The sequence below is a fragment of the Paraglaciecola sp. genome (genome assembly GCF_039942875.1).
Classification (GTDB): domain Bacteria; phylum Pseudomonadota; class Gammaproteobacteria; order Enterobacterales; family Alteromonadaceae; genus Paraglaciecola.
Map to the genome: position 1 here is coordinate 80,146 of NZ_JBDVBQ010000051.1, position 12,143 is coordinate 92,288.

General features: G+C 38.4%; 9 protein-coding genes. All 9 read left to right on the forward strand.

Annotated features, from left to right (window positions below; all coding sequences use genetic code 11):
- Position 1: 1 nt before the first annotated feature.
- The 9 genes from ABJE44_RS18010 (at position 2) to ABJE44_RS18050 (ending at position 12,123) form a co-directional block, all read left to right on the forward strand.
- The gene (locus ABJE44_RS18010) at positions 2-2,593 is read left to right on the forward strand and encodes a hypothetical protein (protein ID WP_348111267.1); all 2,592 of its coding nucleotides are present in this window, start codon (positions 2-4) and stop codon (positions 2,591-2,593) included.
- Positions 2,594-2,622: 29 nt separating this feature from the next.
- The gene (locus tag ABJE44_RS18015; protein WP_348111268.1) at positions 2,623-3,579 is read left to right on the forward strand and encodes a glycosyltransferase family A protein; all 957 of its coding nucleotides are present in this window, start codon (positions 2,623-2,625) and stop codon (positions 3,577-3,579) included.
- A 12-nt stretch (positions 3,580-3,591) separates the two neighbouring features.
- Entirely contained in the window at positions 3,592-4,710 is a 1,119-nt protein-coding gene (locus tag ABJE44_RS18020) for a glycosyltransferase (RefSeq protein ID WP_348111269.1), read from the forward strand.
- The gene (locus ABJE44_RS18025; RefSeq protein WP_348111270.1) at positions 4,707-5,729 is read left to right on the forward strand and encodes a polysaccharide deacetylase family protein; all 1,023 of its coding nucleotides are present in this window, start codon (positions 4,707-4,709) and stop codon (positions 5,727-5,729) included. Before ABJE44_RS18020 ends, ABJE44_RS18025 begins: the two co-directional genes overlap by 4 nt.
- Positions 5,726-6,763, forward strand: a complete 1,038-nt coding sequence (locus ABJE44_RS18030) for a FemAB family XrtA/PEP-CTERM system-associated protein (protein WP_348111271.1) — start codon at positions 5,726-5,728, stop codon at positions 6,761-6,763. The genes ABJE44_RS18025 and ABJE44_RS18030 overlap by 4 nt, the downstream gene beginning before the upstream one ends.
- Positions 6,764-6,809: 46 nt before the next feature.
- On the forward strand, positions 6,810-8,714 hold the full coding sequence (gene asnB, locus ABJE44_RS18035) for an asparagine synthase (glutamine-hydrolyzing) (RefSeq protein ID WP_348111272.1): 1,905 nt from the start codon (positions 6,810-6,812) through the stop codon (positions 8,712-8,714).
- 65 nt (positions 8,715-8,779) lie between these two features.
- Positions 8,780-9,925 carry a glycosyltransferase gene (locus tag ABJE44_RS18040; protein ID WP_348111273.1) on the forward strand — a complete coding sequence of 382 codons (1,146 nt, stop codon included), beginning with the start codon at positions 8,780-8,782 and terminating at the stop codon, positions 9,923-9,925.
- A gap of 4 nt (positions 9,926-9,929) precedes the next feature.
- Complete coding sequence (locus ABJE44_RS18045) at positions 9,930-10,964, forward strand: sulfotransferase (RefSeq protein ID WP_348111274.1); 1,035 nt, start codon at positions 9,930-9,932, stop codon at positions 10,962-10,964.
- Positions 10,965-10,974: 10 nt separating this feature from the next.
- The gene (locus ABJE44_RS18050; protein ID WP_348111275.1) at positions 10,975-12,123 is read left to right on the forward strand and encodes a glycosyltransferase family 4 protein; all 1,149 of its coding nucleotides are present in this window, start codon (positions 10,975-10,977) and stop codon (positions 12,121-12,123) included.
- Positions 12,124-12,143: the final 20 nt, after the last annotated feature.

The following is a 12,143-nucleotide window of genomic DNA, read 5'->3' on the forward strand; positions in this document are numbered from 1 at the left end:
TATGAATTTCGAACATTCTGATAAACACGTTATTCCACTTAAAATAACTTCTACGGAAATTAAAGAGAATGGTATATATGAGCTTGCAGTTCCTTTCCCTCTAGCTTTAGTCGGTAATATAAAGCAGGTTCGCCTGTTTTCTGATGACCATGCTATTGACTGCTCAGTAAAAGTATGTGGAAGCTGGCCCGATGGCAGCGTTAAATGGATGTTTGCCAGCTTTTTTATAAAATCCCAAGAGCAAAATAATTACTCAGTTGTTGTATACCTTCAAGAACAGTCACTTTTAAAAGCATCAGATGATTTCAAAGTCATTGAAAATGGTAATAGCTTGGAGTTAGATAACTGTATACATAGCTATGTAATCAATACCGAAAGAGTGTCACTATCCATAAAAGCAATTGATGGAACAGCAACTCACCCATTACTTGAATTATCCAATATAAGCCTTAAGGAAGATGTAAACACACCATTAACAGGTAAAGTGACTAGCACTGCTATAGAGACATACAAAAACTTAAATGATGGTTTGGCAAGTACTATAAAAGTTAAGTTATGTGGTTATCATCATTCACCTGGATCTGAAAGACAGACAGAATTCGAACTTGAGCTCACTTTCTATAAATTCAGCTCTTATGTAAAAATAGAACATACAATTCATAATCCTAAAGCTGCAGCCCATCCAAATGGTCATTGGGATTTAGGCGATCCTAATTCATTTTATTTTGAATCATTAATATTTAATTTTAGAAAATTTGACAAGTCAGCCCTAAGCTATCAAACAGAGTTAATGGCAAATTGGCAAAGCATAGATAACAAAGCCATAAAAATAGAACAGTTTTCTAGTGGTGGAGAAAATTGGAATAGCCCCGTGCACTTAGATCGTTTCAACAAGGTCCCACATTCAATTTGTGGGTACCAAAGCGTTGAGAGTGACCACGTTATACATCAAGGTCAAAGAGCCACGCCTACAATAAAAGCTGATAAACAATTCGCCATTACCCTAGAGAAATTTTGGCAAAATTTCCCTAACGGAATCGAGTTGTCTTCTGAAAATATTAATGTAAGTGTCTTTCCTCAGAAAGAAGGCTTACAACATGAACTACAGGCAGGAGAGAAAAAGTCCCACGTATTGTGGTTAGGTTTTGGAGACGACTCCGACACCTTAGAATGGGTACACCATACGCACCAGGTCAATGTTCCATTTCAATGGCTTCAATTAACAAAAGTGTTATATCCATTAGCGTCATTTCATGAAAATGAATTACTTAGTAACCTGATAGAAACAGGAATTAACGGAGACAATAGCTTCTTCGTAAAACGAGAAAAACTAGACGAGTATGGGTGGCGAAATTTTGGCGATATCTATGCAGACCATGAAACTGCAGGTCATGAAGGTAAAGATATATTTGTTTCCCATTATAACAACCAATATGACCCTCTAATGGGTTGTATAAAACAATTTTTAGCCTCCGGAAAACCTCAATGGTTTGAGTTAGCAGATGACCTAGCCCGGCATATTAAAGACATAGATATTTACCAAACCCAAGAAGACAAAAACGAATATAATGGGGGCTTATTTTGGCACACAGATCATTACCTAGCGGCCCATACATCGAGTCACCGATCTTACTCAAAACATCAAGATAGTGACGCCTACCAAGATCATGCCGGTGGTGGAGGCCCGGGCGGGCAACATTGCTATACAACAGGATTAATGCTGCATTACTTTTTAACCGCAAATGAAAGTTCAAAAAGCGCTGTACTCACATTAACTAATTGGATAACCAATGTATATGAGGGATCAGGAACTTGTTTAGAGCTACTATTAGCCTTTAAAAACAGACACATCTCGGGTATTAAAAATCATTTTACAGGACAATATCCATTGGATAGAGGCACTGCAAATTACCTAGTTGCATTGTTAGATAGTTACGAATTAACAAAAGATAAAACATTTTTAAATAAAGTCGAGCACATCATTACTCATACAGTGCACCCCACCGAGCAAGTGGCACAAAGGTCACTACAGGATGTTGAGAACACTTGGTTCTATACTGTGCTACTACAGGCAATGAGTCGTTACTTACATTTAAAACTGAATCAAGGCCAATTAGATGATTGCTTTTATTATTGTAGAGACAGCCTTTTAAATTATGCTCAATGGATGTTAGCTCATGAATACCCTTACTTAGAAAAGCCTGACATATTGGAATACCCCAATGACACATGGACAGCTCAAGATTTAAGAAAAGCGCATGTATTAGCGAGTGCTTATTACTTTTCCCCTGAGAAAAATAAAGAGTATTTAACAAAAGCTAAATACTTTGAAGACTATGTAGCCAAAAGACTTAACGATTCAGAAACCAAAACCTATACTCGAATTTTAGTGTTAACTATGCAAAATTACGGTGCTGTAGCATTTTATCAAAATGCCCCAAAAGTAGAGTTTGATAACCTAAAAGAGGAGTGGCCGAAAGCTAGTTATCAAAAGCTTTCATTGGCAACAGCCGTGATAACAACAGTTTTTAGGCGATTACTCAAGCTCTCATTAAAGCGAGAGTTCGAATGGCTAAAAAAACGGCTATCTTAAGCCAGCACTTACAGGAAAAATAATTTCATATGCAAGTATCATTTATTATTCCCCATAAAGGGCGATTTGAAATGCTGATCCAGACCTTAGAATCTATCAGTCTACAAACTTGCAATCAAAATGACATTGAAGTCATTGTGGTTAGTCAAACACCAGAAATTCAGCAACAAGTGTTATCAACAAACACTACCTTATCACTGAGTGTACATATTCGGCCCGCATCAGACACAATATCAGCATTAAGAAATTACGGAGTAACAGAGGCTAGTGGAGAATATTTGGCATTTCTAGATGCGGATGTCTACCTATCTCATAATTGGGTTGAGCAAATGCTAACGGCACTCGACCATGATAGTAATCGAATAATCTGCAGTGCCATGCAAATTTGTGAAGAAAGTGCCCCACCATTAGAGAAAATCCGCACGGCTCTAAGTAATGCAGAACTTGATACTGACGTAGCTTTTCTTCCAGGACGGAATTTGTGCTTAAAAAAAACCTCATTTGAAAACATAGGTGGTTTTCCGGAACATCTCATTACATGTGAGGATTATTATTTCACAGATCAAGCCGCCAAATTGGGAACTTTATTTTACACCTCAAATGCCAACTATATTCATCTAGGCGAAGATAAAGAATATAAAGCTATGTTTGATAAGGAAATCTGGAGAGGACAGTCTAACCTCCAATCAATCTCTGGCCGTCGTATCCCAATCCGAGAATGGCCGAGTTTCGCGGTCCCTCCAGCTATAGTTTTGATGCTAATTACTTCAGTAATACTCATTCTTTGTCGCCAGCCCCTAATTGCTATATCAGCTTTTATTTTTGGTGTACTTCCGATTTTTATCTACAGTATTCGACTTTACTCCTTAGCTAACAAAAATATTCATCTTTGGTATATTGTGCTCTTTTATGTATTTTATTTCCCAGCTAGGGCAATAGGAACATTTGTAGGCTTGTTTAAATCTATTGGCGTAAAAACACTTTAAGGATTAACACAAATGACAAAAACTATAAATGTGTTGCAGTTTATATGCCCAACAGGTTTTTATGGTGCAGAACGATGGGTATTGGCATTATCAAAACATTTAGATACCAAAGTTGTTCGAAGTGACTTAGCTGTGACCATGGAGCCAGGTCAAAAACCTCTAGAGTTGGTAAAAGAATACAAGAAACTAAACTTACCTTGTCACACCATAAATATGAAAAGTAAGTTTGACCTATCTGCAGTCGACAAAATGGTAGAACTGATAAAAAGAGAAGATATTCATATTGTGCATACTCACGGTTATAAGTCAGACATTATTGGCGTTTGGGCAGCAAAGAAAGCGGGTATTCCCTGTGTGGTTACGCCACATGGCTTTGAAAATGCAAAAGACTTTAAGCTAAGACTCTTTATTTGGTTAGGCTGCCAAGCAATGAAGTACGCAACCAAGGTTGTACCATTATCCCAACAGTTATTAGACGATGTGTTGTCAATGGGAGTAGCCAGAAGTAAAAGTTTATATATCCAAAATGGCGTTGATTTGTCTGAAGTTGAAGCCACCATAGCGCCGGAGCGAGAGAATTCGGAAGAAAAACGTATCGGTTTTGTGGGCCAAATGATAAGCCGTAAAAACATTTTCGATATCTTAGATATATTCGAGCAGCTGCATAAAAAGCACCCGAACACCAAATTAGTGTTACTAGGAGACGGAGACGCACGTGACGAATTAGAAAGCTACTCAAAAACACTATCTTGCCATAGCAAAGTTGAGTTTTTAGGCTTCAGAGACGACCGTCTATTGCTCTTAAAATCTTTTGATTTATTTGTTATGACCTCAACACTAGAAGGCATACCTAGGTGCCTAATGGAAGCGACAGCAGCGGGCATACCTGTTGCAGCATACAATATTCCGGGCATTGACCAATTAATAGAACACAAAAAGACTGGTCTATTAGCGCCACTTTTAGACAAACAAACCCTACAAAATTATTGGGAAGAGTTATTATTTAATCAGGAATATGCTGATGAACTATCCACAAATGCCAAAAAGTATGTATATGAACATTATTCCGCAAATCGTATGGCAAAAGAATATACAGGATTGTTTAAAGATCTGGTTAAGGAAAACTCATGACCCCAAAAATGGACACCACTGAACCGATTCTATTTGTATTGTCTATTGATACAGAAGAAGAGTGGGAATGGGGTGAGGCTTTTCCGCAGCAGGATGCTAATGTTTCCAATATTGACAATATTCCGGCCTTCCAAAAAGTATGTGAAGGGTTGGGCCTGCGCCCCACTTATTTTGTCGATTACGCGGTAGCTGACAACCCACAAGCCGTTGAACATATACTGCCGTTAGTACCTGAAGGCAACTGTGAAATAGGAGCACATCTTCACCCATGGTGTAACCCTCCTTTCTTCGGTCCGGTTGGAGAGTTCGAGTCTCATGTTGTTAACTTACCTAAAGAGCAAGTTTCCCAAAAACTAGAAAACTTAGTAAAAAAACTTGAGCAAAGTTTTTCGATAAAACCAAAGTCATTTAGAACGGGCCGATGGGGAATTGACAAAAAAGTTATGAGTTTGCTTATAGAGCAAGGTTTTAATGTGGACTCTAGCGTTTACCCTTTCTATGAAAATGAATATTTTCATTGTAATGGCTCACCCTCTTTACCGTATTGGCCTGACTTGGACTATCCACTTAAAGTCTCCTCACAACAAATGATTTATGAGCTTCCTGTAACTGTGGGGTTTAATCGAAGCAATTTTGAATTGGCTAATAAAATCCACACAGCATTTACTAAGCCACCATTAAGCTGGACTAGGTTTAATGGTATTGCATGGCATACCAATGTTTTAAGAAAAAACTATTTGTGTCCAGAATTATCCGCACCTAATGATATGATTTCATTATGTAAATCTGTCATTGATAAAGGTTATCCCATTCTACATATGTATATGCATAGCTCCAGTTTAGTAGACAACAAAAATAGCTTACTTGGTAATAAAGACGCATTTACCTTTATTACCAACGCCATAAAAGCAGTTATTAAAGAGTTGTCACGTCACTACAACATTGAGTTTTGTACCATATCTGAAGCAGCAAAAAAAATGCAGGAACGTACCTCCCCAAATGGTAGTTCCACAAAATGAATATCAGACTAAGTGTAATAGCTGATGAACAGATTTGGGATCAGTATGTAAGTACTCATCCAGACGCAACGCCTTACCATCGCTTCGCTTGGGTTCAAAGTATTGAACAAGCCTACCATCATAAAAATATTAGTTTTATTGCCTTAGAAGGTGACTCTGTCGTTGGCGTTCTGCCTTGCATCAGCATGAAGAAACCTTTTGCTAAAACGGTGTTTTGTTCTCTGCCCTATTGCGACTTAGGATTTTGTTTAGCCAATAACGAAACGATTCAAAAAGCCTTAACCACGAAAGCGCTTGAGCATTTAAAGTTTCTTAAGGGAACCGCATTTGAATACCGAGACACCAGCACAGAGGCAACAAAAGAAGCAGAGCTAGAAGGGAAAAAGGTACGTATGTTACTTTCTTTACCAGAGAATTCTGAAACTTTAATGTCAGGTTTCAAGTCAAAATTACGTAGCCAAATTCGTAAATCAGAAAAAAATGGTTTGACCCACCAACTTGCTTCTAATCAGAAAAGTATCGATGACTTTTATCGAATATTTTCAGTTAACATGCGAAAACTAGGCTCTCCAGTACATAGTAAAAAGTGGTTTGAAACCTTATTTATAAATTATGGTGATAATATCGTTTTATCTGTTGTATACGCTGAGAATACTCCAGTTGGTGCAGGCATAGTGTTAACCAATGGCAATAAAGCTTGTATACCATGGGCCTCAACTGTTTCAGAATATAACAAACTAGCGCCAAATATGATGTTGTATTGGTCCTTACTACAACGTGTATCTGATACAGGTATTACCGAATTCGATTTCGGTCGCTCAACCTATAACGAAGGGACTTATAAATTTAAGCGCCAATGGGGCGCAGCGCCTACGCCATTAAAATGGTCTAACCTTAGTTCTGACATTAGAAACTATAACGAAGCAGCTGGGACCAGTAAAACTAGAGCATTAGTAGAAAATATTTGGTCAAGATTGCCTTTAAAAGTGACAACAATTATTGGTCCCAAAATACGCAGACATATTAGTTTATAAAGATACCTATTATTGATTTGAAAACTAGAACACAGGAATTAGTTTAATGTGCGGAATTGCAGGCTTTACCCATTTTTTGGGAAACATGGGTAATACAGACACACTAAAGAAAATGGGTAATAGTATCTATCACCGCGGGCCTGACGCTGGCGGTGAATATATTAATGATCATGTAGGACTAGCACACCGACGTTTAGCAATCATTGATTTGTCTGAAGCTGGTGTACAACCCATGACCTCCCATGATGGTAAATACATTATTGTATTCAATGGTGAAATATATAATTACCTTGCCATCAGAGATGAACTAAGTGCTGCAGGATATCCTTTTAAAACCCACACAGATACAGAAGTGATACTCGCCCTTTATGCGCAAGAGGGTAAGGAAATGTTAAGTAAACTGAACGGCATGTTTGCCTTTGCACTTTGGGATACCACCAGTGAAGAGCTGTTGATAGCCAGAGATAGAGTCGGGAAAAAGCCCCTTTATTACCTTAAAACTGATACACAATTTGCCTTTGCATCAGAAATTAAAGCGATATTAACCTTACCTGAGGTCCCTAAAGAAATACGCTTAGATGCAGTCCACGACTTTTTTGCCTATCAATACATTCCAGATCCAAAAACCATCTTCAATGATATTCATAAGTTATCGCCTGGCCACTTAATGACAGTTTCCAATGAAGGGGTTAAAATCGAGCAATATTGGGATGTGAGCTTTAGCAACACCTCCACAAAAACCGAACAAGAGCTCACCAAAGAATTGTTTGAATTGGCCACAAACCGCACTAAAGACAGAATGGTAAGTGACGTGCCCCTAGGTGCATTTTTAAGTGGAGGCATTGATTCAAGTGGCGTGGTAGCTATGATGGCACAAAATTCAGATACCCCAGTTAAAACCTGCTCAATTGGCTTTGATGATAAAAAATATAACGAAACTGAATTTGCTAGAGCCGTCGCAGAGCAATATCACACCGAGCACCATGAGTTTATGGTGCATCAAAATGTGAATGATAGCTTAGAAGAAATTGTTGCCTACTTTGACGAGCCCTTTGCAGACCCATCTCTGGTTCCCACCTATTTTGTATCTGAATTGGCCCGCTCTCAAGTAACAGTGGCGATTGCTGGTGATGGTGGGGACGAAGTGTTTGCAGGCTACGAAAAATACACAACTGACGACATCGAAAACCGTCTTCGCAATAAATTTCCGAAAGCATTACGTAAAAAGGTATTCCCTAAACTTTCTAATTTATTTGCCAAAAGCGAAATGCCCATATTTCGCAAAGCCAAATCACTTTTTTATAGCTTAAGTTTAGAGCCTGCGATGGGATTTTACATCACAAATTCACAAATTGAAGATAGGTTATGGCAACAACTCGCCTCCAAAACAACATTGCAAACCCTGGGTGATTACCATCCTTCCAAAATCACTGTTGACGCCTACAATAAAGCTGACGGACCCGATCATGTCTCCAAAATATTGTATACCGATATGAAAACCTATTTACCCGGAGGCATATTAGTAAAAGTGGATAGAATGAGTATGGCTAACTCACTGGAAGTTAGAGCGCCGATTTTAGATAAAGATGTAATAGAGTTTGCGGCCACCCTCCCCTCTTCATTAAAGTTTAATAATGGAGAGAAGAAATACATTCTCAAAGAAGCTTTTAAACCAGTTTTGTCAGACGACATTTTATACCGCAAAAAGATGGGATTTTCGGTGCCACTTGCCACTTGGCTGCGAGGTGAAATCAAAGACCTCACCGAAGATTACTTATTTACTAAATCATCAGGTATTCAGCAGTTTTTCAATATGCATATTGTTGAAGAGTTATGGCAGCAACATCAGCAAAATAAAGCCGACCATAGCAATGTGTTGTGGAGTATGCTGATGTTTCAAATGTGGTGGTTCCAATATATGCAGGTTGAGCAACACTCAGATGCAGCTTAAGAATACCTTAAGGTCCAAACAAGTCATTAAACTAACTTGCCACCCATCGGTTGAGAGGCAAGTTTATGGATAAAATAAAAGTCTTACATGTCACGTATGACATGAGAATTGGTGGCACCGAACAAGTCATTAAGAACTTAATCCAAGGCTCTGACAAATGCATTTTTGAGATGTCGATTCTATGCATAGAATCTCCACTAGGTCCATTTGCAAATGAATTGCTAGAACAAGGTACAAAAATTGAAGCCTTATCTAGACAACCTGGATTCGACACAAAACTCATTGCCCAGATACGTCATCATATAAAAGAAAACAAAATTGATATTGTACACTGTCACCAATACACACCTTACGTATATGGTTTATTCGGAAGTTTCTTCACTAACGCTAAGGTCATTTTTACAGAGCATGGTCGCTTTTACCCCGACTCCAGTAGTTGGAAGCGTCAATTACTTAATCCAATACTCAATATTTTTACAGCAGCTACAACGGCGATATCAGCGGCTACGAAGCAAGCATTATCTGAGTTTGAAAATATCCCCAGCAGTAAAATACAAGTTGTCTATAACGGGATTTTTGGCCTAAGTGAAGATGCAAACAAAACCAAGGTATTATCCAAAGAATTAGCATTTTCAGAACACGTCCCTTGCATTGGAACTATAGCAAGATTAGACCCAATCAAAAATCATAGCATGATGTTAAAGGCTTTTAATAGAGCATTAGAGGCGGGCATAAAGTGTAAACTACTCTTAGTTGGTGACGGCGAGGAAATGCCAAACATAATGAGATTGATAACAGAATTAAAGCTTGATAAACACGTCATTCTAACGGGATACGAGCCGAAACCTCAAAATCATTTAGCCTTAATGGATATATATCTCTTACCTTCATTAAGTGAAGGTACATCTATGACTCTTTTAGAGGCTATGTCAATGGGTAAACCTTGCATAGTTACACATGCTGGGGGCAACCCAGAAATTGTGTTAGATGAGGTTACAGGCTTAGTAACTCCAAATGACGATGAAGATGCTTATGCAGCAGCAATTGTTCGCCTTTTAAATGATGTGCAATTACAGTATAAATTTGGCAAAGCTGGTAAAGAGCGATTTAATCAGGAGTTTAGTATCCCTAATATGGCTAATGCTTACAGAGCCGTCTACTTAAAATGTTTACCTACGAATAAGCAAGCTTCTATAAAGTCTAATGGGTAAACAGATGCTCTCTAACTTAAAACAAAAACTAACGTATATTTTCATGCAATTTCTTCGTCGCGAAGAGATACAGACAGAATTGCAGCAGCAAATAAATCATACATCGAATCCTCTACCTAAAATAAAGAACACTCAGTCACCTTACTGTCAGCATAGTAGCGACCAACTAAAATCTCCCTCGAATAGAGATGATATTGTATTTATAACCAGTCGATTTCGTAGTGGTTCAACTTTACTCTGGAATTTATTCAGGCAAACCCCCGGCTGTACCTCTTATTATGAGCCTTTCAACGAAAGACAATGGTTTAATCCTGCTTTAAGAGGTAACACAGTTGATAGTTCACACAGGGGCGTTGCAGATTATTCAGCTGAATATAATGGTCTGAACGAACTGACACAATTCTACAATGAAGATTGGATTAGAAAACAACTATTAATGACCGAAGATAGTTGGAACCCAGGTATGAAGTCTTACATTGAGTCGATAGTTAGCTCCGCCAAAGGCAGACCCATTTTACAATTTAATCGTATAGATTTCAGATTACCTTGGCTCAAAAAACACTTTCCAAATGCCAAAATCATTCACTTACATCGGCATCCAAGAGACCAATGGTGTTCATTTTTGACAGATAAAAACATCATGAATAAAGATGATGTGGAACATACCTATCAAGATGCATTTTATTTAGATGTTTGGTGTAAAGACTTATCACAGCATTACCCTATATTGTCTAAAGTTAACACACCCCATCCATATCAAAGATTTTACTATTTGTGGAAACTTTCATACTTACATGGCGTAGCTCATAGCGACCATAACCTAAGCTTTGAGCAACTAACTGAAGACCCCGAAAAGCAAATTAAACAACTCTATGATGTTTTAAATATCTCGCAAACCGGCATAAGTGAGCTGTGTGAGGTAATTCAAGCACCACCCAAAAATCAATGGCAAAAATATGCTAGCAATGAATGGTTTGAGCAGCATGAAAATATTTGTGAACACAATTTAACCTTACTTTTAAATGGCATGGCAACTTAAGAAATCAACAATGAAAAAGACATTATTATTAAGTGAAATATTCCCCCCCTTAAAAGGTGGGAGTGGCCGTTGGTTTTGGGAAGTCTACTCTAGGCTTGATACGAAAAGAGTAGTCATTGCAGCTGGAGATAATGATTCAGCCGCTGAATTTGATGATAATAACCGATTAAATTGCCACCGTTTACCTCTTAGCTCATGGAGTTGGGGCTTAAAAAGTTTAACTGGATTAGCCTTCTATTGGCGAGTATTCAAAGCTGTTCTAAAGCTAATTAAACAAGAGAACATAGAGTCTATTCATTGTGGTCGATGTTTGCCTGAGGGATTTATTGGATTTTTAATAAACAAATACAAAGGTATTCCGTACATTTGTTACATACACGGTGAAGATGTTGAAACTGCCGCCACTAGTCGAGAGCTGAGCTGGATAGTGCGTAAAGCCTTATCAAATGCTGACAAACTAATTTGTAATAGCCAAAATACTGCCAATATAGTTCTAAATCAATGGGGCACAGAGCCCGATAAAACTTTTATAGTTAACCCTGGGGTCGATACCCATGTATTTGTTCCAGCTCAAGTAAGCCTATCGACTAGAGAACAGCTTGGTTGGGGTAGCCGTAAGATCATTTTAACGGTGGGTAGATTACAAGAAAGAAAAGGCCATGACATGCTCATTCAGGCCTTACCTGAAATCATTAAAGTTCAACCTGATGTGCTGTATGCCATTATCGGTGATGGCGAAAAGAAAGGCGATTTACAACAACTAGTAGAAAACCTTCATCTCCAAGAGCATGTGATTTTTATGTCAGAGCTCACTGATCAACAAATGATCCAGTGTTATCAACAATGTGATGTATTCGTTTTACCAAACCGCTCAGTTGGCAGGGACATAGAAGGGTTTGGTATGGTTCTGGTGGAGGCCCAATCATGTGAAAAACCGGTGATAGCTGGCGATTCAGGAGGCACAGCTGAAACGATGTTACTGAACGAAACAGGATTCATAGTCGACTGTACCTCACCCACTCATCTCCCAGAGAAAATAAATCTGATATTAAAAGACCCAGAGCTAGCAAAAAAGATGGGGCAAAAAGGCAGAGAACATGTAATTGAAACTCTAGATTGGGAAAATCTGACTCAGCAAGCCGTTAGATTGTTTCCTTAGTCTAATTAGATTCAGGCCAT

Bases quoted from the DNA above. Each gene is read 5' to 3' on its own strand.
- ABJE44_RS18010 (WP_348111267.1), top strand. From the start codon at position 2: ATGAATTTCGAACATTCTGATAAACACGTTATTCCACTTAAAATAACT.
- ABJE44_RS18015 (WP_348111268.1), top strand. From the start codon at position 2,623: ATGCAAGTATCATTTATTATTCCCCATAAAGGGCGATTTGAAATGCTG.
- ABJE44_RS18020 (WP_348111269.1), top strand. From the start codon at position 3,592: ATGACAAAAACTATAAATGTGTTGCAGTTTATATGCCCAACAGGTTTT.
- ABJE44_RS18025 (WP_348111270.1), top strand. From the start codon at position 4,707: ATGACCCCAAAAATGGACACCACTGAACCGATTCTATTTGTATTGTCT.
- ABJE44_RS18030 (WP_348111271.1), top strand. From the start codon at position 5,726: ATGAATATCAGACTAAGTGTAATAGCTGATGAACAGATTTGGGATCAG.
- asnB (WP_348111272.1), top strand. From the start codon at position 6,810: ATGTGCGGAATTGCAGGCTTTACCCATTTTTTGGGAAACATGGGTAAT.
- ABJE44_RS18040 (WP_348111273.1), top strand. From the start codon at position 8,780: ATGGATAAAATAAAAGTCTTACATGTCACGTATGACATGAGAATTGGT.
- ABJE44_RS18045 (WP_348111274.1), top strand. From the start codon at position 9,930: ATGCTCTCTAACTTAAAACAAAAACTAACGTATATTTTCATGCAATTT.
- ABJE44_RS18050 (WP_348111275.1), top strand. From the start codon at position 10,975: ATGAAAAAGACATTATTATTAAGTGAAATATTCCCCCCCTTAAAAGGT.